Origin of the sequence: Streptomyces sp. bgisy159 (genome assembly GCF_965341775.1) — a bacterium.
Classification (GTDB): Bacteria; Actinomycetota; Actinomycetes; order Streptomycetales; family Streptomycetaceae; genus Streptomyces.
In genome coordinates this window covers 156,633-177,851 of the sequence record NZ_CBDQZH010000005.1, presented here as the reverse complement: position 1 = coordinate 177,851, position 21,219 = coordinate 156,633, and the positions used below count along the sequence as shown (strand labels likewise).

Sequence of the window (21,219 nt, the reverse complement as noted above, 5' to 3'; positions counted from 1 at the left end):
CCGGGTCGGCCGGTCACCCGTTGCGCGTCCACCAGTCGAGGCGGACGCACAGCCTGCCGCCGATCCAGTACTCGACCCAGTCGCCGAGGTCCAGCGGCGCGCAGTTCACCGGGGGTTCGGCGGGCGGCTGGGTCGGGACGGGCTTCGGGGCCGGGACGGGCGTGGTGGGCTCCGGAGCCGGGCCCTCCTGGCGACCGGACAGGGCCGCGCGGTAGATCTCCGAGGAGCGCGGGTTCTGCCGGCACTGCCAGACGCCGTGCGGGCAGTAATCCGTCAGGGTGTTGTACAGCGGCCGGTGTTCGTCGATCCAGGCGAGCATGCGCCGCATGTACTCGGCGTTGTCGCCGTTGCGGAACAGTCCCCATTCGGGATAGGAAATGGCCTTGCCGTGTTCCGCGGCGAAGTCCACGTGTTCCTGCAGGCCGAACGGTTCCGTCACCTGTTCGTCGAAGGTCCGCCCCGTCGGCTGGTCGTAGGAATCCATTCCGATGATGTCGACGGTGTCGTCCCCCGGATAGCACCGCGTCCACGGAACGGCGTCCCGGCCCCGGCTCGGCGTGAAGTCGAACCTGAATTCCTGGCCCGGCACGGAGCGCATGGTGGTGACGATCCTGTTCCAGTACGTCTTCCAGGCCTCCGGGTCCGGGCCGCAGCGATGGGTGTACGTGATGCCGTTCATCTCCCAGCCGAGCACGATCACCGTGTCCGGCACGCCCAGCGCGACCAGCCGCTCGGCGAGGGCCCGGTAGTGGTGGTCGAACCAGCCGGCGGCGCCCCTGCGCAGCAGCGAGCGCACCCGGGCGTCGGACACGCCGGCCTCGTTGCGCTCCAGCATGGGCACGTTGAGGACGAAGATCCGGTCCTCCTTCTCACGCCGCCAGCGCGCCCAGTCGGCCAGGAACCCCGGCCTGCCCTCGATGTTGCTCCACCGGTCGCCCGGCAGGTAGGTGTGGCCGACCCGCAGTTCGGCGCCGTCCAGCCACTTGCTCAGCTCAGCCATCCGGGCGATGCCGCGGGGGCTGTAGCCCAGGTAGGCGCCGAAGGCGGGCTTCGGCGCGGCGGGGGGCGGCGCCGGGGCTGGCGTACCGGCCGGGTCCGGCCCGGGCGTCGGCGCGGGTGCGGCCGGGGTGGGCGGAGCGGGAGGGTCGGCGGCCCGGATCACCCCCGTGCCCGCGGCGAAACCGGGACCGGACGCGAGGGCGGCCGAGGTGACGACCGCCGCCACGACGGTCAGCCGCCGGGACCGGGCGCGTCGCTGCTGTGGGGCCATGCCTGCTCCTCTCTCAACTCTCGAAACGCGGCAAGCACCGGGACGGGATTCAGCACGGAATACGACTGACGCCCAGTCACAGAAAGTCACATGAAAAGGAAGTACGCCACCGTGGCTACGGCTTTCGAGTGGCCCCGTCGCTCACCCCGGTGAACCGACCCGAAAGACGATCCGAGGAAATGCCCGTGCCCCCACTCGACACCCGCGTCCCCGCCGTTCTCCTGCGGATCGACCCGAATCCCTTTCACCATGGGACGCTTGGCGCCGTGCGCTCCCTCGGCCGAGCGGGAGTGGAGGTGCACCTGGTCGCGGACGTGACGGGCAGTCCGGTGCGCGCCTCCCGTTACGTACGGCAGTTGCACCCGCCGCCCGCCCCGGGTGCCCCGGTCGCCGAGGTCGCCGCCGTCCTGCTGCGGGTGGCGGCCCGGGTGGCGCGGCCCGCCGTGCTGATCGCGCTGGACGACGCGGGCGCGGTCGCGGTGAGCAGGCTCGGCGCGGAGCTGTCGCCCGCCTACCTGCTCCCACCGCAGCCGGACGGGCTGCCCGAACGGGTCGCCGACAAGGCGGAGCTGGCCCGGCTGTGCGCGGCGGCGGACGTGGCGCACCCGGTGACGCTCGTCCCGGAGAGCGCGGCGCAGGCCGTCGCGGCCGCCCGGCGGCTGGGGCTGCCGATGGTGGCGAAGTGGAGCCGGCCCTGGCTGCTGCCGCCGGGGTCGGGGTTGCGCAGCACGGTGGTGGTGCGCTCCGCACGGGAGGCGTGCGAGCTGTATGCGCGCCGCGAGGAGGCGGGAAGCCGCCTGCTGCTGCAGCAGTTCCTGCCGCCGGGTGACGACCGTGACTGGTTCTTCCACGGGTACGCCGACCGCTCGGGCGCGGTGCGGGCCGGCGGCACCGGCCGCAAACTGCTGGCCTGGCCGCGCGGCGCGGGACTGACGGCGGTCGGCGAGTGGACGCCGGACGCGTCGGTGCGGGTGCCGGCCGAGCGCCTCGCCCGGGAACTGGGCTACCGGGGCATCCTCGACCTGGACTTCCGCCGCCACGGCCCGGCCGGCCGGCCGCACCTGCTGGACTTCAACCCGCGCGCCGGCGCTCAGTTCCGGCTGTTCACCGACACCGCGGGGCTGGACGTCGTCCGCGCCCAGCACCTGGACCTGACCCACCGTCCGCTGCCGTCGGGCGCGGAACGGCCCGGGCGGGTCTTCGTGGTGGAGAACTACGCGCCGCTGACGGCGCTGCGCCGTACGCGGGGCGACCGCGAGCCGGCCTGGCACGCCGACGACGACCCGGCGCCCGGGCGGGCCATGTGGGCCCTGTGGGGCCGCCACGTGAGCCGCCGCCTGCTGACCCGGCTGCGGCCGGGGGCGACGGAGCCTGCGGCCGGGACGTCGGCCGAGACGGCCGAGACGGCGGGTGAAGCGCTGGGCGCGAGCGGGCGAGGGGGCGCGCGGGGCGGGTCGGCGCCGGAAACGTCCGACCGTTCGGGTGCCGTCGAGCAGGCGCGGGTGGTGCGTCAGGCGTCACCCCGGTCCGTCGCGTTGCCGCACCCGGCCGAGCCGACCGACGAGGAGCGAACGGGCAGCCGGTGACGCACAGAATGCCGGCGGCGGGCGTGGCCCCCACGCCCCCGCCTCCACCGGCCGGCCCACCACCGACCGCTCGACCTGGGGCTCGTGACGCGGACCGCAGGCCCCGAGGCACGCCCGGCAGGCCACGACGACCCGCTGTCGGCGGCCGGCGCCCTGCTGGGGTGCGCCGAGTACGGCCCGGCGTCGCCCGGAGACGCCGAACGGCCCCGCGTAACCGCGGGGCCGCAGGGCTGACGGGCGGGGTGGGTGCCGGGCGCTGGGCGTCCGGCACCCGGTGCGGTCATCGACGGGACGCGGCCCGGCCCCGCCGGTAGAGAAGGGCGCCGGCGGTGATCAGCGCCGCGCTGAATCCGGACGCTGCCAGCAGACCCTCGCTGCCGGTCTCCGCCATGCTGGGCGGCACGGCGTGGTCACCACCGCCGGGCGGGGTCTCGTGTCCGCCACCACCCGGAGGCGTGTCCCCACCACCGGGAGGCGTGTCACCCCCGCCAGGAGGCGTATCCCCACCACCGGGAGGCGTGTCACCCCCGCCAGGAGGCGTGTCCCCACCACCGGGAGGCGTGTCACCCCCGCCAGGAGGCGTATCCCCACCACCCGGAGGCGTGTCACCCCCGCCAGGAGGCGTATCCCCACCACCGGGAGGGGTCTCCTCGCAGTCATCGCCGGGCGGGGTCCCGTGGTCGCCGCCGCCCGGTGGGCTGCCGTAGCCGCCGTCACCATGGCCGTCGCCGCCGTCACCGTGACCGTCGCCGCCGTCACCATGGCCGTAGCCACCGTCACCGCGACCGTCGCCGCCGTCACCATGGCCGTAGCCACCGTCACCGCGACCGTCGCCGCCGTCACCATGGCCGTAGCCACCGTCACCGCGACCGTCGCCGCCGTCACCATGGCCGTAGCCACCGTCACCACGACCGTCGCCGCCATCACCATGGCCGTAGCCACCGTCACCACGACCGTCGCCGCCATCACCATGGCCGTAGCCACCGTCACCACGACCGTCGCCGCCATCACCATGGCCGTAGCCACCGTCACCGCGACCGTCGCCGCCGTCACCATGGCCGTAGCCACCGTCACCACGACCGTCGCCACCGTCACCATGGCCGTAGCCACCGTCACCGCGACCGTCGCCACCGTCACCATGGCCGTAGCCACCGTCACCATGACCGTCGCCGCCGTATCCGTCGTCGTCGGCGGGGCCGCCGCGGCCCTCCGGCCGGCCCGTGTGGGCGCAGGAGTTGCCGAAGGCCGGGTTGAGGGCGCCGACCGGGTCGACGGTGTTGCCGCAGGCGTTGAGGGGGATCTCGACCGGGCTCTCGACGGTGTTGCCGGCCAGAACGCCGGGTGAGCCACTGGTGGTGCCCTTGGCCTGCGTGTCGTTCGTCTGCGTGTCGGCGAGTGCGGGACTGCCGCACAGGGACAGAATGCTCGTCGCGGCTGCCGCCGCGACCATTCCCCTGCTCAGGGTCTGTCGCAATCTCGTGGTCTTCCTGCTTGAAGAAGTGGGAAAAGCCGGCCTTGGAACGCGTGCGGTGTCTCCAAGGCCGGCCTCAGCCCAGCCCGGGGGCCGGAGTGACGTGTCGTCAGTCGTTGACGCAGACGTTGCCGAACGCGGGGTTCAGCGCCGCGGTCACGTTGACCGAGTTGCCACAGACGTTGATCGGCACGTGGATCGGGATCTGGACCACGTTGCCGGAGAGGACACCGGGCGACCCGATGGCCGCACCGTTGGCACCGGCGTCGGCGAAGGCCGGTGCGGCCCCACCCAGGGCCAGGACCAGCCCCGCGACGACAGCAGCGCTCTTCTTCATGACATTCCCTTCTCTGCGGTCACGTCGAATGACGGTCGGATAACCGAGCGAGCACAGCCGGAACGGCTCGCACCATGACCTGCGGGCTGCAAAACGAGGGATAGACGTCCGAAGAAACTCCGGAACGCGTGCCGTCCAGGAATTCACTCGAACGCCTTCATATGATCAGTGGAACGCAGTAAGGGAAAAGGTTCCGCAGCGACCTGAAGTGACGATTCCTCGCCTCGTCGAAATCACGTCCGGGCGGCCCGCGCAGGAAGGGACGGACCGCCCGGACGCCTCACGCGCGCGAAGGTCAGCCGTTGGCGACGCCGTTGCCCGACAGGGCCGAGATGTCGTCCAGGATGTGCGACAGCGGCTCGTCGCCCTTGGCCTGGGTGGAGTTCTCGGCGCACTGCTGGTTCTGCGGCGCGGACAGGACCGGGATGTCCTGGACACCCCCGTTGACCAGGGCGAGGACGGACTGGACGTTGGCCTTGACCGGGAGGCCGACGCACAGCTTGTTCAGCGAGCCCTGCACCAGGGTGGCCTGCGGGCTCATGTCGCCCTTGGTCGCCGAGTTGCCGAACGCCGAGTGCGCACCGTTGCCGCTGGCGGAGGTGGTGCCGCTGTCGTCCCCGATGGCAAGCGCCTGGGGGGCCGCCGCCGCCGACGCGCCGAGGACGGAAGCGGCGACCGCCGCCGCGGCCATCGCCTTCTTCAGCATTTCGCTCTTCCTTCTTTCGCTGTCCCGGCCCGCGGCCAGGACCGTGTGCCTGCCCCCGACTCAACCCGGCGCGCCAGGTTTGGTTGCGGACCTTCACCCATTCGGTTTCCCCCTGCGCCGAATGTGGGCCATTGGAGTGAATGGGCGGAACCGGCGGCACGTCGGGCAGTTGGTCAGAGCGCTCCGGTGCACGGGGTTCATCCAGAAGGGACCAGCAAGTGATCAAGAAGGTACTGGCATCCGCCGCGATCGCCGCTTCCGTCGTCGGCGTCTCGGCTGCCGCCGCCGCCCCCGCGCTCGCCATCGGCAACGACAGCGGCACGACGTCCGCCAGCGGCAATGGCGCGTCCCAGTCGTTCGGCAACTCGGCCACCTACGGCAACATGAGCCCCCAGATGGCGCTCATCCAGGGCTCCTTCAACAAGCCCTGCATCGGCCTGCCGGCCAAGGTCAACCTGCAGTCGCTGGCGGGCGCCAACGTCGGCGTCCAGGACATCCCGATCCTGTCCGCCCCGCAGAACCAGCAGTGCGTCGAGAACTCCACCCAGGCCAAGGGCGACGAGCCGCTGTCGCACATCCTGGACGACATCTCGGTGCTCGCGGGCAACGGCGCCGCCAACAACTGAGCCGCGCCGGGTGAACGGGTTCGACCACTGAGCCCGGGGGCGCACCTCGACGTCCCCTCAGCGGGCCGCCGGTCTTCCGGCGGCCCGCCGTCGTGCGTGCCGCCTCGAACCACGGCCACCGCGGCTCACCGGCGCCCGTGCGGGGTGGCGCGCGCGTGCCGGTGAGGACGGCGCGCGGCTCGCCGCGGACGCGCTGGGCCAATCGGGGCAAAGCCGCAACCTTCCCGGCTGCGCGGGCGTTGACGAACACGCAGCTCCTCCCCCGGAGTCCGCCTTTCGAAAGGGAACGAACATGAAGAAGCTGTGGGCAACCGCGGCCCTCGCCGCCTCCGTCGCCGGCCTGACGGGTGCCACCGCGACCCAGGCCCTGGCCATCGGTGACGACAGCGGCACGACCTCCGCCAGCGGCAACGGCGCCTCGCAGGAGTTCGGCAACTCGGTCACCAAGGGTGACATGAGCCCGCAGCTGTCGCTGGTCCAGGGCTCGCTGAACAAGCCGTGCATCGGCCTGCCAGCGAAGCTCAACACCCAGTCGATCCTCGCCCCCGCCAACGTGGGCGTGCAGGACATCCCGGTCCTGTCGGCGCCGCAGAACCAGCAGTGCGTCGAGAACTCCACCCAGGCCAAGGGCGACGAGCCGCTGTCGCACATCCTGGACGACATCTCGGCCCTGTCGGGCAACGGCGCGGGCAACGGCTGAGTCAGGCCGCTTCCCCCTCGGCGGGTCACCGGTTCTCCGGTGGCCCGCCGTTCGTCGTCCGCGGCACGGCCGGCGCGCCGGTGGCGAGCCGCGGCGGCCGGCCTAGGAGACCACGTCCTTGCGGGCGAACCCCCGGAACGCGAGGGCGAACAGCACCAGCGCGTACGTCACGGAGACGGCGGCGCCCTGGACCATGCCGGACCACTCGGGGGTGGGCTGGACGGCGTCGGCCCAGGCGAACTGCCAGTGCGCGGGCAGGAAGTCGCGCCAGTCGCCGAGGGCGGTGACGGCGTCCAGGACGTTGCCGACGATGGTCAGGCCGACGGCGCCGCCGACCGCGCCGAGCGGCGCGTCGGTCCGGGTGGACAGCCAGAAGGCGAGGCCCGCGGTGACCAGCTGGGAGACGAAGAGGTAGGCCACGACCACCAGCAGCCGCTGTGCGGCCGTGCCGGCGGCGAGCGCCCCGCCGGTGGGCAGTTCCAGCGGGCCCCAGCCGTAGGCGGCCGAGCCGACGGCGAGCGCGACCACCGGCAGCAGGACCATCGCGGCGAGGCTGAGCAACAGCCCGACCGCGAGCTTGGACCACAGCAGCCGGGCGCGCGGCACCGGAGCGGCCAGCAGATAGCGCAGGGACGACCAGCCGGCCTCGGCGGCCACGGTGTCACCACAGAACAGGGCGACCGGGATGACCAGCAGGAAGCCCGCGGAGACGAACAGGTTCACCGCGGCGAAGTTGGCGCCGGACGCGGTCGCCGTGTCCATCAGGGTGAGCCTGTCGTTGCGGCCGCCCGGCTCGCCGCCGATCGCGAAGGCGATGAGCAGGACGAAGGGCAGCGCGGCCAGGACCGCGCCCATCACCAGGGTGCGGCGGCGCCCCAGCTGGCGGGCCAGCTCCACCCGCAACGGCAGGGTGCGGCCCGCCCGGTAACCGGAGGCGACCTCGGTGAGGGTGCTCATGCGGCACCTCCGATCAGGGTGAGGAAGGCGTCTTCCAGGCGGCGGTGCGGGCCGACCGAGGTCACCGGGACGTCCAGCCGGACCAGTTCGGCGACCAGGCGGGCGGCCGTGCCGTCGGGGCCGAGGCGGACCAGGAGTCCGTCGTCGGCGCGGTCGGCGGAGGCGACACCGGGCAGGGCGGCCACCTTCTCGACGACCGGGTCCTCCACGGGCGCTGCGGTGGCGACCAGCAGGGTGTCCCCGGAGCCGATGATGTCGCCGACCGGGCCGGCCTGGACGAGCCGGCCGCGGTCCATGACCACGAGGTGGGTGCAGGACTGCTCGACCTCGGCCAGCAGGTGACTGGACACGATCACGGTGCGGCCGGCGGCCGCGTAGCGGATCAGCACCTCGCGCATCTCACGGATCTGGGGCGGGTCCAGGCCGTTGGTCGGCTCGTCGAGGATCAGCAGGTCGGGCAGGCCCAGCATGGCCTGGGCGATGGCCAGGCGCTGGCGCATGCCCTGCGAGTAGGTGCGCACCGCGCGGGCCAGCGCGTCGCCGAGGCCGGCGATCTCCAGGGCCTCGTCCAGGTGGGCGTCCTCGGCGGGGCGGCCGGTGGCCCGCCAGTACAGCTCCAGGTTGTCCCGGCCCGACAGGTGCGGCAGGAACCCGGCGCCCTCGACGAACGCGCCGACCCGGGAGAGGACGGGGGCGCCCGCGCGGACGGCGTGGCCGAAGACGCGGATCTCGCCGTCGTCGGGTGCGATCAGGCCCATCAGCATGCGCAGGGTGGTGGTCTTGCCGGCGCCGTTGGGGCCGAGCAGGCCGAGGACCTGGCCCTTCTCCACGCGGAAGGAGAGGTCGCGGACGCTGTAGCGGTCGCCGTTGCGGTACTTCTTGCTCAGGTCGGTGATCTGCAGCGGCACGTCCGCCAGGCCGGGGTCCGGGCCCGCCGGGGCGGCGGTGCGGCGGCGGGCCGTCAGCAGCAGGGCCAGGGCGACGGCCGCGCCGGTCAGGGGCAGCCACCACACCCAGGCGGGCAGCGGGGCGGCCGCGGTCGTGACGCCGGGCGCGGTGGGGACCGACAGGGCGCCGTGGCCGCCCTTCAGGGAGACGGTGTAGGTCGCGGGGGCGACCGGTGAGGCGTAGCCGAGGTCGGTGGAGGCCAGGACCAGGCGCAGCCGGTGCCCCCGGTCGAACTCGTGGTCGACGGCCGGGAGGGTGAGGGTGACGTCCCTGCCCTTCTCGGCTCCCTCGACGCGGACCGGGGTGACCAGCTGGGAGGGCAGCAGCTGCCCCGTGCCGCCCTCGCCGACGTCGTAGACCTTGGCGAAGAGGACGGCGTCCTCGGAGGTCGAGGTGACGTGGACGGTGACCGTCGGGGTGCCGGTGACCCGCAGGTCGCCGGTGAGCGGAGCGGACTCGAAGGCGGCGTACTGGCCGGGGAAGTCGAGGGAGACGCCCACGCCGAGCGCGGACAGCTGGGCGAGGCCGCCGGTGGCGCCGAGGCCGGGCAGGGCGGAGACGGCGGGCGGGCCGGCGCCGGCCGGGTTGGCGAAGCGCTGCTCGCGGCCGGACAGCGGGACGGCGCGCTGACCGCTCGTCAGTCCGGGGTAGGCGTCGGCGCTCGCGCCGCGCAGCCGGGCCGCACCGTCCGTGGAGTCGACGCCGCCGGTGCGGGTGACGCGGAAGGCGGGGCCGGTGCCGGCGCTCTCGTCGCCCTTGAGGTAGCGGTCGAACCAGGCGGTCACGCGCCGCTGGACGCGGTCGGTCTCCTGGTCGCCGCCGTCGTGGCCGCCGGCGATCCAGTCGACGGCGACGGGGGCGCCGTTGGCCCGGATGGCCCGGGCCGCGGCGTCGGACTGGGCGAGCGTGAACAGCGAGTCGGTCCGGCCCTGCACCAGCAGGGTGGGTACGTCGATGCGGTCGGCGACGGCGGACGGCGAGCGCTCCGTCAGCAGCCGGCGGGCCGCGGGGTCCGGGGTGCCGGACTCGGCGACCCGCTCGTACATGGCGCACAGCGCCGGCTCGAACCGGGCGCAGCCGCCGCCGTTGCTGAAGAAGACGCCGGCCCACAGTTTCTTGAACACGCCGTTCGGGAACAGCGCGTCGGCGAGGTTCCAGTAGGTGACCGCGGGGGCGATGGCGTCCACCCGGTCGTCGTACCCGGCGGCCAGCAGGGAGACGGCTCCGCCGTAGGAGGCGCCGGCCACGCCGACCCGCGGGTCGCCGGCCGCGTCGAGGCGGACCTGGGGCTGTCCGGCGAGCCAGTCGATGAGCCTCGAGACGTCGGCGACCTCGCCCTTCGGGTCGTTGAGGCCGATCTTCCCGGTGGACTCGCCGAAGCCGCGCGCCGACCAGGTCAGCACCGCGTAGCCGTCCCGGGCCAGGTCCTCGGCCTGGGACCGGACGTCGTCCTTGCTGCCGCCGAAGCCGTGCCCGAGCAGCACGGCGGGGCGGCGGCCGGTGCCGCCCGCGGTGAAGTACGAGGTGTCCAGGCGCACGCCGTCCCCGGCCACGACCCGGTCGGTGCGGTGCACCGGCGGCGCGTCGTCCGTGGCGACGGCCGTCCAGGTGCCGAGGCCGGCCAGCAGGGCCACGGCGGCCACGGCGGCGGCCGCCCGCGCCGGACGCCCGGGCAGTCGAAGATCCATGGTTCAACCGTACGGGCTCGACCTGTCGGCGCGATGCCGACCGGAGGGCGAACCGGGGACCTCCCTGGGGCGTACGAGGGGGTGTCGGCGTACCGCGGACGCGGTACGGCGGCGTCCCGGTGCCTGTCCTCGGCACCGAACGGGACCGGAACTGTGCGGGCACCCGGCATCCCCGATGTCAGTGCCGAGGTCTACAGTCGAGGGCACAGATGAGACACAGGTGCAGTCGGCACGCGGGTGCGGACGCACACGCGTACGGACGACACACGGATTTCGGGTGGGGACACACATGAAGCTGAAGCACACGGCTGCCTGGGTGGGGCTCACGGCGGCGGTGATGGTGGCCACGGCCGCCTGCGGCGGGGGTTCGGCGAAGGACACCGCCAAGGAGGCCGGGAAGAAGGCGGGCACGGTCGCCGACAAGGGCGTGGCCCAGATCAAGGCGGCTCTCACGCGCGCCACCGACCGTACCGAGCAGGTCGGTTCGGCCCAGGTGAAGATGACGACCGACCTGGGCAACGGCACGTCGGTCGCCTCGGAAGGCACCTACTCCTGGGGCGACGGCTTCGCGTTCGACCTGGAACTGGACACCGCCCAGGCCAACATGCAGCAGCTCCAGGACGACCCGAAGATGCGCATGCTGTTCGTGGACGGCGCCTACTACTACGACATCGACCCCCAGCCCTCCGGCCCGATCGCGGGCAAGGAGTGGATGAAGCTCGACGGCTCGGCCCTCTTCGGCGAGTCGGGCGCGCAGGCCATGAGCGGGAGCAACGGCAGCCCGTCGGCGTCCATGAAGGGCCTGAAGTACGCCGACGACGTCAAGGACCTCGGCAGCGAGACGGTCAACGGCAAGAGCACCGAGCACTACCGGGCCGTCATCGGCCCCGAGAAGATGGGCCAGTTCAAGGACGCCCTCAGCGGGGACGACTCCATGATGGGCGCGGTGACCGGGGGCGCGGACTCCATCGTCATGGAGGTCTGGGTCGGCGACGACGACCTGCCCGTCCGCCTGGTCGAGGAGATCGGCCGGCTCACGGTCTCCATGGACTTCGAGAAGTTCGGCAGGACGGCCCGGGTGACGGCCCCGCCGGCCTCGGAGACCGGTGACCTGACCGAGCAGTTCAAGGCGGCCCAGCAGAAGCAGCAGGGCTGAGCACGGCGGTGCCCCGTCCGGTCCTCCCGGTGAGGAGGACCGGACGGGGCACCGGTGCGCCGGCTCAGTGGTTGCGCGGGAAGCCCAGGTCCACGCCGGCCGGGGCGTCCGCCGGGTCGGGCCAGCGGGTGGTGACGACCTTGCCGCGGGTGTAGAAGTGCGTGCCGTCGTTGCCGTAGATGTGGTGGTCGCCGAAGAGGGAGTCCTTCCAGCCGCCGAAGGAGTGGTAGCCGACGGGGACCGGGATCGGGACGTTCACGCCGACCATGCCGGCCTCGACCTCCAGCTGGAAGCGGCGGGCGGCGCCGCCGTCCCGGGTGAAGATCGCGGTGCCGTTGCCGAACGGCGAGGCGTTGATGAGGGCCACGCCCTCCTCGTAGGTGTCGGCGCGCAGCACGCACAGCACCGGGCCGAAGATCTCGTCCTGGTAGGCCTTGGCGCTGGTCGGCACCTTGTCGAGCAGTGAGATGCCGATCCAGTGGCCGTCCTCGAAACCCTCGACCGTGTGGCCGGTGCCGTCCAGGACGACCTCGCAGCCCTCGGCCGCCGCGCCCTCGACGTAGGACGCCACCTTGTCGCGGTGGACCTTGGTGATGAGCGGGCCCATCTCGGACGCCGGGTCGTTGCCGGGACCGATCTTGATCTTCTCGGCGCGCTCGCGGATCTTCTCCACCAGTTCGTCGCCGATCGCGCCGACCGCCACGACCGCCGAGATGGCCATGCAGCGCTCACCGGCCGAGCCGTAGGCCGCGGAGACCGCCGCGTCGGCGGCCGCGTCCAGGTCGGCGTCCGGCAGGACCAGCATGTGGTTCTTGGCGCCGCCCAGGGCCTGCACGCGCTTGCCGTGCGCGGAGGCGGTGGTGTGGATGTAGCGGGCGATGGGGGTGGAGCCGACGAAGGAGACGGCCTTGACGTCCGGGTGCTCCAGCAGACGGTCGACGGCCGTCTTGTCGCCGTGGACGACGTTGAAGACACCGTCGGGCAGACCGGCCTCGGCCAGCAGCTCGGCGATCCTCAGGGAGGCCGACGGGTCCTTCTCGGACGGCTTCAGCACGAAGGTGTTGCCGCACGCGATGGCGATGGGGAACATCCACATCGGCACCATGGCCGGGAAGTTGAACGGCGTGATGCCCGCGACGACACCGAGCGGCTGACGGATCGACGAGACGTCGACACGGCTGGCGACCTGCGTGGACAGCTCGCCCTTCAGCTGCACGTTGATCCCGCAGGCCAGGTCCACGATCTCCAGGCCGCGGGCGACCTCGCCGAGCGCGTCGGAGTGGACCTTGCCGTGCTCGGCGGTGATCAGCTCGGCGATCTCGTCGCGGTGCGCGTCCAGCAGCGCGCGGAAGCGGAACAGGATGGTGGTGCGCTGGGCCAGCGAGGACTGGCCCCACGACAGGTAGGCGTCCTTGGCGGCCGCCACCGCCGCGTCGACCTCCTCGACGGAGGCGAACGCGACCTGGGTGGTGACCGCGCCGGTCGCCGGGTCGGTGACCGGCCCGTACGTGCCCGACGCGCCCTCGACGGCCTTGCCGCCGATCCAGTGGTTGACGATCTTCGTCATGCCCGGTTACTCCTTCACAGATGGCGGCGTCGGGTTGAGACGTGCCGTTCGTACAGCTCACGTGCCTTGACCGCGGACGCTCGGGTCGCGGTCTCGGCCACAGGAACATCCCACCAGGCCTGCGCGGCGGGTGCGCCCGACACTGTGTCTGCCGTTTCGGTCTCCACGTAGACACATGTGGGAGTGTCGGCGGCCCGCGCCTCGGCGAGTGCCTCGCGCAGACCGCGCAGGTCACGTGCGTGCAGGACGCGCATGCCGAGGCTGGCGGCGTTCGCCGCCAGGTCGACCGGGAGCGGGGCGCCCGTGTAGGTGCCGTCGTCGGACCGGAACCGGTAGGCGGTGCCGAACCGCTCGCCGCCCACGGACTCCGACAGGCCGCCGATGGAGGCGTAGCCGTGGTTCTGCACGAGGAGGATCTTGATGGCGATCCCCTCCTGCACGGCGGTGACGATCTCCGTCGGCATCATCAGATAGGTGCCGTCGCCCACCAGCGCCCACACGGGCCGGTCCGGGGCGGCCATCTTCACGCCGATCGCCGCCGGGATCTCGTAGCCCATGCAGGAGTAGCCGTACTCCAGGTGGTACTGGTCCCGGGACCGGGTCCGCCACAGCTTGTGCAGGTCGCCGGGGAGCGAGCCGGCCGCGTTGATGATCACGTCGGTCTCGTCGACGATCGCGTCGAGGGCGCCCAGCACCTGCGGCTGGGTGGGGCGTACGTCGATGTCGTCGGCCTCGTAGCAGGCGTCGACGCGCTGTTCCCAGCGCTCCTTGTCCTCGGTGTACTCGGTGACGTAGGCCGGCGCGACCCGGTGGTCGTGGATCTCCAGCGCCTCGGTGAGTTCCGACAGGCCGCTGCGGGCGTCCGCGACCAGGGGCAGCCCGGCGAGCTTGTGGCCGTCGTAGGGGGCGATGTTGAGGTTGAGGAAGCGGACGTCCGGGTTGGTGAAGAGGGTGCCGGAGGCCGTGGTGAAGTCGGTGTAGCGGGTGCCGACACCGATCACCAGGTCGGCGGTGCGGGCGAGTTCGTCGGCGGTGGCGGTGCCGGTGTGGCCGATGCCGCCGACGTCCTGGGGGTGGTCGTGGCGCAGGGAGCCCTTGCCGGCCTGGGTGGAGGCGACCGGGATGCCGGTGGTCGCGGCGAACTCGGCCAGGGCCTCCTCGGCGCGACTGTGGTGGACCCCGCCGCCGGCGACGACCAGGGGCCGCCGGGCGCCGCGGACCGCCCGCACGGCCTCGGCGAGCTCGGTCGGGTCCGCGCCCGGGCGGCGGACCACCCAGGTGCGCTCGGCGAAGAACTCGTCGGGCCAGTCGTAGGCCTCGGCCTGGACGTCCTGCGGCAGTGCGAGGGTGACCGCGCCGGTCTCGACGGGGTCGGTGAGGACCCGCATGGCCTGCAGCGCGGCCGGGATCAGCGCCTCGGGGCGGGTGATCCGGTCGAAGTACCGGGAGACCGGGCGCAGGCAGTCGTTGACGGAGACGTCGCCCGCGTAGGGCACCTCGAGCTGCTGCAGCACCGGGTCGGCGGGGCGGGTGGCGAAGGTGTCGCCGGGCAGCAGCAGCACCGGCAGGTGGTTGATGGTCGCGAGGGCGGCGCCGGTGACCAGGTTGGTGGCGCCGGGGCCGATCGACGTCGTCACCGCGTGCGCGGACAGGCGGTTGGACTGGCGGGCGTAGCCGACGGCCGCGTGCACCATGGACTGTTCGTTGCGGCCCTGGTGATAGGGCATCACCTCGCCGTACTCCACCAGCGCCTGGCCGAGGCCGGCCACGTTGCCGTGGCCGAAGATGCCCCAGGTCGCGCCGATCAGCCGGCGGCGTTCGCCGTCGCGCTCGGTGTACTGGGCGGCGAGGAAGCGGACGAGCGCCTGGCCGGTCGTGAGCCTCGTCGTCGAGGTCCGTACCGTCATCGGTAACCCCCTGTGGTGTCTACGTGGTCGGGGTGGAAGCAGATCCGCCATTCCCGCGTGGCGCCGGGCCCCGCCATGACGTTCAGGTAGTACATGTCGTGCCCGGGCTGGGCGACGGACGGTCCATGCCAGCCGTCGGGGACGAGGACCGCGTCGCCGGAGCGGACCTCGGCGAGGACGTCGGCGCCGCCCTCGCGGGAGGGGAACACGCGCTGGTAGCCGAAGCCGTTCGGGCCGTCGATCTCGAAGTAGTAGATCTCCTCCAGCCGCGACTCCTCGCCCGGCCGGTGCTCGTCGTGCTTGTGCGGCGGGTACGAGGACCAGTTGCCGCCCGGTGTGATCACCTCGACGGCGATCAGCCTGTCGCAGTCGAAGCTGTCGGCGGAGGCGAAGTTGCGCACCTGGCGGGTGCAGGTGCCGCTGCCGCGCACCTCGACGGGAACCTCCGGCGCGGGGCCGTAGCGGGCGGGGAGTCGTCGCTCGCACTTCGCTCCTGCCAGGGCGAAGCGGCCTCCCGCGCCGGAGGCGATCTGGACCTGGGCGTCCCGGGGCACGTACGCGAAGTCGGAGACCGACGCGAACACACTCTTCCGGCCCAGGAGTTGGAACTCGTCTCCCGCCGTTCGCACGGTACATGCGCCCTGCAGCGGAAGCACGATCCATTCGCTGTCACCGGTGGCGAAGGTGTGCTCGCCACCCGGTTCCAGCTCGATGACGCGCAGACTGCTGTGGGTCCAGCCGGCCCTCTCCGGGTCGACGGCGAGGACGTGGTCCCCGTCGGCGGTGGTGCCCGCGGGCAGGTACAACTCGTGGTTCATGCGGCCCTCACAGCAGTCCTACGGCGGTGTCCACGGCGGCGGCGACATCCCCGTCCGCCGGGTAGAGCAGGGAACGGCCGACCACCAGGCCGCGCACGGTGGGCAGGCGCAGCGCGCCGCGCCACTTCTCGTACGCCCCGGCCTGCTCCTCGGCGGAGCCCCCGACCTCGCCGCCGAGCAGGACGGCGGGCAGGGTGGAGGTCTCCATCACCTCGGCCATGTCGTCGGGGTTCTCGGTGACGGGCAGCTTCAGCCAGGTGTAGGCGGAGGTGCCGCCGAGGCCGGAGGCGATGGCGATGGACCGGGTGACGGCCTCGGCGGACAGGTCGTTGCGCAGCCTTCCGTCCGGGGCACGCCGGCTGATGAACGGCTCGACGAACAGCGGGAGCCGGCGCGCGGCCATGGCGTCGACGGCGCGGGCGGTGGTCTCCAGGGTGGTCAGGGAGCCCGGGTCGTCGTAGTCGATGCGCAGCAGCAGCTTGCCGGCGTCGAAGCGGAGGCGTTCGAGGTCCTCGGCCCGGTGGCCGGTGAACCGGTCGTCGAGTTCGAAGCGGGCGCCCTGCAGGCCGCCCCGGTTCATCGAGCCCATCACCACCTTGCCGTCGAGGGCGCCGAGCAGCAGCAGGTCGTCGAGGATGTCGGCGGTGGCGAGGACGCCGTCGACGCCGGGCCGGGACAGGGCCAGGCAGAGGCGTTCGAGGAGGTCGATCCGGTTGGCCATGGCCAGCTTGCGGTCCCCGATGCCGAGTGCGCCGCGCGCCGGGTGGTCGGCGGCGACGATCATCAGTCGCCCGGAGTCGCCCAGCAGGGGCCGGCGGACGCGCCGCGCGGCGGCCTCGGCGACGGCCTCGGGGCGTTCGGCGCGCAGCCGGACCAGTTCGGAGACGTCGACCGGCGGCGCGGTGGCGGCGGCCTGGCCGGGGATCACAGCACCGCTCCCGCCGTGACGGCGTTCTCGATCTCCGTGCTCGTCGGCATCGCCGACGAGCATTCCAGGCGGGAGGCGACGATGGCGCCGGCCGCGTTGGCGTGGCGCATGATCTTCTCCAGATCCCATCCGGCGAGCAGGCCGTGGCAGAGCGAGCCGCCGAAGGCGTCGCCGGCGCCGAGGCCGTTGAGGACGGTCACGGGCAGCGGCGGGACCTCGGCCGAGTCGCCCGCGCTGCTGACGGCGAGGACGCCCTTCGGGCCCTGCTTGACGACCGCCAGTTCGACACCGGCGTCGAGCAGGGCGCGGGCGGCGGCGTGCGGGTCGCGCACCCCGGTGGCGACCTCCACCTCGTCGAGGTTGCCGACGGCGACGGTGGTGTGGCGCAGGGCCTCGGTGTAGAAGGGGCGGGCGGCGGCCGGGTCGGTCCAGAACATGGGGCGCCAGTCGAGGTCGAAGACCGTCGGGCCGGACTTGGCGCGGTGTGCGAGGGCGGCCAGTGTCGCCGTGCGGCTCGGCTCCTCGCTCAGGCCGGTGCCGGTCACCCAGAAGACGCGGGCCTCGCGGATGGCGCCGAGGTCGAGGTCGTGGGCGTCGATCTCCAGGTCGGGCGCCTTGGGCTGCCGGTAGAACCAGAGCGGGAAGTCGTCCGGGGGGAACACCTCGCAGAAGGTGACCGGTGTGGGCAGGCCGGGGACCGCGGTGACCCAGCGGTCGTCCACGCCGAAGTCGCGCAGCGCCTGGTGCAGGTAGGCGCCGAAGGCGTCCTCGCCCGTGCGGGTGATCACGGCCGTCCGGCGGCCGAGGCGGGCGGCCGCGACGGCGACGTTGGTGGCGGAACCGCCCAGGAACTTCCCGAAGGACGCCACCTGGGCCAGCGGGACCCCCGTCTGCAGTGGATACAGGTCCACTCCGATCCGCCCCATGGTGATCAGCTCGTACGCCATCGGGTTCCCTTCGTCTCGACTCCCCCCGGTTCTAGTGCCGGGAGCCGGGCCCTGTCAATACTTTGTCCAGACATTCGGACCAGCCCTTGACAGCGCTTGCCCCGCACTCCACGCTGACGCCCATGACGTCGTTGTCACCACACTCGGCACTCTCCCGCATCCGGATCGGTTCGGCCCCCGACAGCTGGGGCGTCTGGTTCCCCGACGACCCGGCCCAGGTCCCCTGGCGGCGCTTCCTCGACGAGGTCGCCGACGCCGGCTACGAGTGGATCGAACTGGGCCCGTACGGCTATCTGCCCGCCGACCCCGCCGTCCTCGCCGAGGAGACCGCCCGGCGCGGTCTGAAGGTGTCGGCCGGCACGGTCTTCACCGGGCTGCACCACGGACCGGACGTCTGGGAGAAGACCTGGGCGCACGTCGCCGACAACGCGGCACTGGCCCAGGCGATGGGCGCCCGGCACCTGGTCGTCATCCCGTCCTTCTGGCGGGACGACAAGACGGGCCGGGTGCTGGAACCGGACACGCTGACGCCGCAGCAGTGGCACTCCCTGACCTCGCTCACCGAGCGGCTGGGACGGGAGGTCCGCGAGCGGTACGGGCTGACGATCGTCGTCCACCCGCACGCCGACACCCACATCGACACCGAGGAGAACGTCGAGCGGTTCCTGGACGGGACCGACTCCGACCTGGTGTCGCTGTGCCTGGACACCGGGCACTACGCGTACTGCGGCGGCGACAGCGTCAAGCTCATCGAGACCTACGGGGAGCGGATCGGCTACCTGCACCTCAAGCAGGTCGACCCGGCGGTCCTCGCGGACGTACGGGAGAAGGGGACGCCGTTCGGGCCGGCCGTGGCGCAGGGGGTGATGTGCGAGCCGCCGGCGGGGGTGCCGGAGCTGGGGCCCGTGCTGTCCGCCGCCCAGGGGCTGGGCAGGGAGCTGTTCGCGATCGTGGAACAGGACATGTACCCGTGCGATCCGGACGCGCCGCTGCCGATCGCCCGGCGGACCCGGGCGTTCCTGCGCTCCTGCGGCGCCTAGGAGGTCCGTCCGGGCCCCGGCCCGGTGCACCCGCTTTACCTCCGTTCTGTCACAAACGCCCCTGCCGTGTCACAGGTGTCACATGTACGCGGACCCTGTGTCACACACGGCCAACAGGCACTGTCTCTTGGTCACCGGCCGTCGTTCACGGAGCGGCAGCGCGCCGCGGGGCTCCCCCCGGCGGCCTTCCGGCCGCCGCCCCGTGTGCGCCAGGGAGGTGCGAGTCATGACCGACCAGAGGCTGTGGTCCTACAAGGACATCGCGGCGCACATCCGGGTCCAACCGGACACCGTGCGCTCCTACCGCAAGCACGGGCTACTGCCCGCCCCCGACCACGTCGAGGGCGGCAAACCCTACTGGTACGCCGAGACGGTACGCGCGTGGGCGGCCTCCCGGCCCGGCAACCGGGGGCGCCGACCGGACTGACCCGGCGTCCCCGCCCCTGAGGAAAACCACTGTCCGCCCCACCGGCGCGTGGGGCACAGTGCCGTCCATGGACTTCTCCGTCAAACCGGTGCTCACCGGCGAGAAAACCGTGCTCCGGCCGTTCACCGAGGAGGACGTGCCGACGATGGCGCGGATCCTGGCCGACCCGGAGGTGATCCGGCTGACCGGGAGCCCCGACGCGGCGTTCGACGCCGACCGGCTGCGCGCCTGGTACGGCAGCCGCAACGACCGGCCCGACCGGCTCGACCTCGGCATCGTCGACCGCGCGAGCGGCGAGCTGGTCGGCGAGGCCGTCCTCAACGACTGGGACGAGCCCAACCGCAGCTGCAACTTCCGCATCCTGATCGGCCCGGGCGGCCGGGACCGGGGCCTCGGCACCGAGGCGGTCCGGCTGATGCTGGGCCACGCCTTCGAGGGTCTCGGCCTGCACCGGGTCTCGTTGCACGTCCAGGCCCGCAACCCGCGCGCCCGCCGCGCCTACGAGAAGGCCGGGTTCGTCGCCGAGGGCGTCGTCCGGCAGACCGTGTGGCAGGCCGGCGAGTGGCTGGACGAGGTGGTGATGTCGGTCCTGGCCCCCGAGTGGGCCGCGCTCAACGCCACGGCTCGATGACCGTCACCCCGGCTCCGGGCGCCGTACCCATCGCCGCGAGGGCGTCCGGTACGGCGTCCAGGGCGATCGTCGACGTCACCAGCCGGTCGGGCCGCAGCACGCCGGCCGCGACCGCCCGGAGCATCGCCGGGTAGGTGTGCGCGGCCATGCCGTGACTGCCGATCAGTTCCAGCTCCAGGGCGACCGCACGGGCCATCGGCACGGGGGTCGTGCCGTCCGGGGAGGGCAGCAGTCCGACCTGGACGTGCCGGCCGCGGCGGCGCAGGCCGCCCACGGAGGCGGCGCAGGTGAGCGGGGAGCCGAGGGCGTCGAGGGAGAGATGGGCGCCGCCGCCGGTCAGCTCGCGGACGGCGGCGGCCGGGTCGGCCACCCCGGTGGCGTCCAGGCAGTGGGCCGCCCCGAACTCACGGGCCAGCTCCAGCGCCCTCGGCGAGACGTCGACGGCCACCACCCGGGCTCCCGAGGCCGCCGCGATCATCACCGCGGAGAGACCGACCCCGCCGCAGCCGTGCACCGCGACCCACTCGCCGGCCGCGACCCGGCCCTGCTGCACCACCGCCCGGAAGGCGGTGGCGAACCGGCAGCCCAGCCCGGCGGCGGTGGCGTACGACAGGTCGTCCGGGACCGTGACCAGGTTCACGTCGGCGTGGTCGAGGGCGACGTACTGGGCGAAGGACCCCCAGTGGGTGAAGCCCGGCTGGGTCTGGCGCTCGCACACCTGGTGGTCGCCGGCCGCGCAGGAGGCACAGGCGCCGCAGCCGCACACGAAGGGCACGGTGACCCGGTCGCCGGGGCGCCGACGGGTGACGCCGGGGCCGGCCTCGACGACGACACCGGCCAGTTCGTGGCCGGGCACGTGGGGCAGGACGATGTCGGGGTCGTGCCCCATCCAGCCGTGCCAGTCGCTGCGGCACAGCCCCGTCGCCTCCACCCGGACCACCACCCCGTGGGCGGCCGGGCGCGGGGCGGGCACCTCGCGCACCTCGGCAGGCTCGCCGTACCGCTCGTACACCACGGCCCGCATTCCGGCTCCTCTCCGCCGCCCGGTCGTCCGACCGACCCCGAACGCTAACGGCTCGTTCCGGCCGAGCGGGCGGCACCCCTTTGAGAAATACCCCCTAGGGGTATAGTCTGGTGAGTGGAGGGCCCCACTGGACCCCCTGGTTCCCACACGCCTCGACGAGGAGAACGACATGACCGCCCACACCGACACCCCGGGTACCGTCACCACCGTCTACAAGGTGAGCGGCATGAGCTGCGGCCACTGCGAGGGCGCGGTGTCCGGCGAACTGTCCCAGCTGCCCGGCGTCACCTCGGTGAAGGCCGTCGCCGCGACCGGCGAGGTCACCGTCGTCTCCGCCGCGGAGCCGGACGAGGAGGCCGTGCGCGCCGCGATCGACGAGGCCGGCTACGAACTGACCGGCCGCGCCTGACAACCTCCCGCCCCCCACGGGCCGTACCGACCGTTCCACACTGGTCCCGTACGGCCCGTTCCGCTCCCTGGAGTAC

Annotated in this window: 21 protein-coding genes and 1 pseudogene; 9 read left to right on the top strand and 13 right to left on the bottom strand. The window is 73.0% G+C overall.

Annotated elements, in window-relative coordinates:
* Positions 1-13 precede the first annotated feature (13 nt).
* Positions 14-1,270, bottom strand: a complete 1,257-nt coding sequence (locus tag ACSLTV_RS07790; protein WP_435611873.1) for a glycosyl hydrolase — start codon at positions 1,268-1,270, stop codon at positions 14-16.
* Positions 1,271-1,449: 179 nt separating this feature from the next.
* Between ACSLTV_RS07790 and ACSLTV_RS07785 the strand changes: the two genes are divergently transcribed.
* Positions 1,450-2,856 (top strand): ATP-grasp domain-containing protein, encoded by a 1,407-nt coding sequence (locus tag ACSLTV_RS07785; RefSeq protein WP_435611872.1) that lies wholly within the window; start codon positions 1,450-1,452, stop codon positions 2,854-2,856.
* 280 nt (positions 2,857-3,136) lie between these two features.
* Here ACSLTV_RS07785 and ACSLTV_RS07780 read toward each other — a convergent pair whose 3' ends face one another.
* A complete protein-coding gene (locus tag ACSLTV_RS07780) occupies positions 3,137-3,259 on the bottom strand; it encodes a hypothetical protein (protein WP_432156694.1) in 123 nt (40 codons plus the stop codon).
* 315 nt (positions 3,260-3,574) lie between these two features.
* Here ACSLTV_RS07780 and ACSLTV_RS07775 point away from each other — a divergent pair, with 315 nt between their 5' ends.
* On the top strand, positions 3,575-4,201 hold the full coding sequence (locus tag ACSLTV_RS07775) for a hypothetical protein (protein ID WP_435611907.1): 627 nt from the start codon (positions 3,575-3,577) through the stop codon (positions 4,199-4,201).
* Here the strand turns inward: ACSLTV_RS07775 and ACSLTV_RS07770 are convergent.
* The 3 genes and pseudogenes from ACSLTV_RS07770 to ACSLTV_RS07760 all read right to left on the bottom strand — a co-directional run.
* Positions 4,142-4,306 (bottom strand): annotated as a pseudogene (locus ACSLTV_RS07770) (chaplin family protein); the annotation flags it as partial. The gene ACSLTV_RS07775 and the pseudogene ACSLTV_RS07770 overlap by 60 nt on opposite strands.
* Positions 4,307-4,436: 130 nt before the next feature.
* Positions 4,437-4,664 (bottom strand): chaplin, encoded by a 228-nt coding sequence (locus tag ACSLTV_RS07765; protein WP_432133103.1) that lies wholly within the window; start codon positions 4,662-4,664, stop codon positions 4,437-4,439.
* A gap of 295 nt (positions 4,665-4,959) precedes the next feature.
* Positions 4,960-5,370: a rodlin gene (locus ACSLTV_RS07760; protein WP_432133104.1), complete on the bottom strand. Its 411-nt coding sequence runs from the start codon at positions 5,368-5,370 to the stop codon at positions 4,960-4,962.
* A gap of 218 nt (positions 5,371-5,588) precedes the next feature.
* On the opposite strand from ACSLTV_RS07760, the gene ACSLTV_RS07755 reads away from it, so the two are divergent.
* Together ACSLTV_RS07755 and ACSLTV_RS07750 are read left to right on the top strand one after the other, a co-directional pair.
* Positions 5,589-5,996 (top strand): rodlin, encoded by a 408-nt coding sequence (locus ACSLTV_RS07755; RefSeq protein WP_432133105.1) that lies wholly within the window; start codon positions 5,589-5,591, stop codon positions 5,994-5,996.
* Positions 5,997-6,288: 292 nt separating this feature from the next.
* Complete coding sequence (locus tag ACSLTV_RS07750) at positions 6,289-6,696, top strand: rodlin (RefSeq protein ID WP_432133106.1); 408 nt, start codon at positions 6,289-6,291, stop codon at positions 6,694-6,696.
* A 102-nt stretch (positions 6,697-6,798) separates the two neighbouring features.
* Here ACSLTV_RS07750 and ACSLTV_RS07745 read toward each other — a convergent pair whose 3' ends face one another.
* A complete protein-coding gene (locus tag ACSLTV_RS07745) occupies positions 6,799-7,653 on the bottom strand; it encodes an ABC transporter permease (protein WP_432133107.1) in 855 nt (284 codons plus the stop codon).
* The gene (locus tag ACSLTV_RS07740) at positions 7,650-10,289 is read right to left on the bottom strand and encodes an alpha/beta fold hydrolase (RefSeq protein WP_435611871.1); all 2,640 of its coding nucleotides are present in this window, start codon (positions 10,287-10,289) and stop codon (positions 7,650-7,652) included. Before ACSLTV_RS07740 ends, ACSLTV_RS07745 begins: the two co-directional genes overlap by 4 nt.
* Before the next feature lie 289 nt (positions 10,290-10,578).
* On the opposite strand from ACSLTV_RS07740, the gene ACSLTV_RS07735 reads away from it, so the two are divergent.
* Entirely contained in the window at positions 10,579-11,445 is an 867-nt protein-coding gene (locus tag ACSLTV_RS07735) for a hypothetical protein (RefSeq protein ID WP_432133109.1), read from the top strand.
* A 64-nt stretch (positions 11,446-11,509) separates the two neighbouring features.
* Here the strand turns inward: ACSLTV_RS07735 and mmsA are convergent, their stop codons facing one another.
* Genes mmsA through iolC form a run of 5 tightly spaced genes read right to left on the bottom strand, consistent with a single transcriptional unit; the run spans position 11,510 to position 17,612 of the window.
* A complete protein-coding gene (mmsA, locus tag ACSLTV_RS07730; RefSeq protein ID WP_432133110.1) occupies positions 11,510-13,012 on the bottom strand; it encodes a CoA-acylating methylmalonate-semialdehyde dehydrogenase in 1,503 nt (500 codons plus the stop codon).
* A gap of 14 nt (positions 13,013-13,026) precedes the next feature.
* A complete protein-coding gene (iolD, locus tag ACSLTV_RS07725) occupies positions 13,027-14,919 on the bottom strand; it encodes a 3D-(3,5/4)-trihydroxycyclohexane-1,2-dione acylhydrolase (decyclizing) (protein WP_432133111.1) in 1,893 nt (630 codons plus the stop codon).
* Positions 14,916-15,737 carry a 5-deoxy-glucuronate isomerase gene (iolB, locus tag ACSLTV_RS07720; protein WP_432133112.1) on the bottom strand — a complete coding sequence of 274 codons (822 nt, stop codon included), beginning with the start codon at positions 15,735-15,737 and terminating at the stop codon, positions 14,916-14,918. Before iolB ends, iolD begins: the two co-directional genes overlap by 4 nt.
* Positions 15,738-15,744: 7 nt before the next feature.
* Positions 15,745-16,662: a Cgl0159 family (beta/alpha)8-fold protein gene (locus tag ACSLTV_RS07715; RefSeq protein ID WP_432133366.1), complete on the bottom strand. Its 918-nt coding sequence runs from the start codon at positions 16,660-16,662 to the stop codon at positions 15,745-15,747.
* Positions 16,662-17,612: a 5-dehydro-2-deoxygluconokinase gene (gene iolC / locus ACSLTV_RS07710; protein WP_432133113.1), complete on the bottom strand. Its 951-nt coding sequence runs from the start codon at positions 17,610-17,612 to the stop codon at positions 16,662-16,664. Before iolC ends, ACSLTV_RS07715 begins: the two co-directional genes overlap by 1 nt.
* A 122-nt stretch (positions 17,613-17,734) precedes the next feature.
* On the opposite strand from iolC, the gene ACSLTV_RS07705 reads away from it, so the two are divergent.
* From ACSLTV_RS07705 to ACSLTV_RS07695, 3 genes are all read left to right on the top strand, one after another.
* On the top strand, positions 17,735-18,652 hold the full coding sequence (locus ACSLTV_RS07705) for a sugar phosphate isomerase/epimerase family protein (RefSeq protein WP_435611870.1): 918 nt from the start codon (positions 17,735-17,737) through the stop codon (positions 18,650-18,652).
* A gap of 226 nt (positions 18,653-18,878) precedes the next feature.
* Complete coding sequence (locus ACSLTV_RS07700; protein WP_432133115.1) at positions 18,879-19,079, top strand: helix-turn-helix transcriptional regulator; 201 nt, start codon at positions 18,879-18,881, stop codon at positions 19,077-19,079.
* A 67-nt stretch (positions 19,080-19,146) separates the two neighbouring features.
* Positions 19,147-19,710 carry a GNAT family N-acetyltransferase gene (locus ACSLTV_RS07695; protein WP_435611869.1) on the top strand — a complete coding sequence of 188 codons (564 nt, stop codon included), beginning with the start codon at positions 19,147-19,149 and terminating at the stop codon, positions 19,708-19,710.
* On the opposite strand, the gene ACSLTV_RS07690 is transcribed toward ACSLTV_RS07695, so the two are convergent.
* Entirely contained in the window at positions 19,691-20,734 is a 1,044-nt protein-coding gene (locus tag ACSLTV_RS07690) for a zinc-dependent alcohol dehydrogenase family protein (RefSeq protein WP_435611868.1), read from the bottom strand. The genes ACSLTV_RS07695 and ACSLTV_RS07690 overlap by 20 nt on opposite strands.
* A 169-nt stretch (positions 20,735-20,903) precedes the next feature.
* On the opposite strand from ACSLTV_RS07690, the gene ACSLTV_RS07685 reads away from it, so the two are divergent.
* Positions 20,904-21,143, top strand: coding sequence for a heavy-metal-associated domain-containing protein (locus ACSLTV_RS07685; RefSeq protein WP_435611867.1), 240 nt, complete (start codon positions 20,904-20,906; stop codon positions 21,141-21,143).
* Positions 21,144-21,219 lie beyond the last annotated feature (76 nt).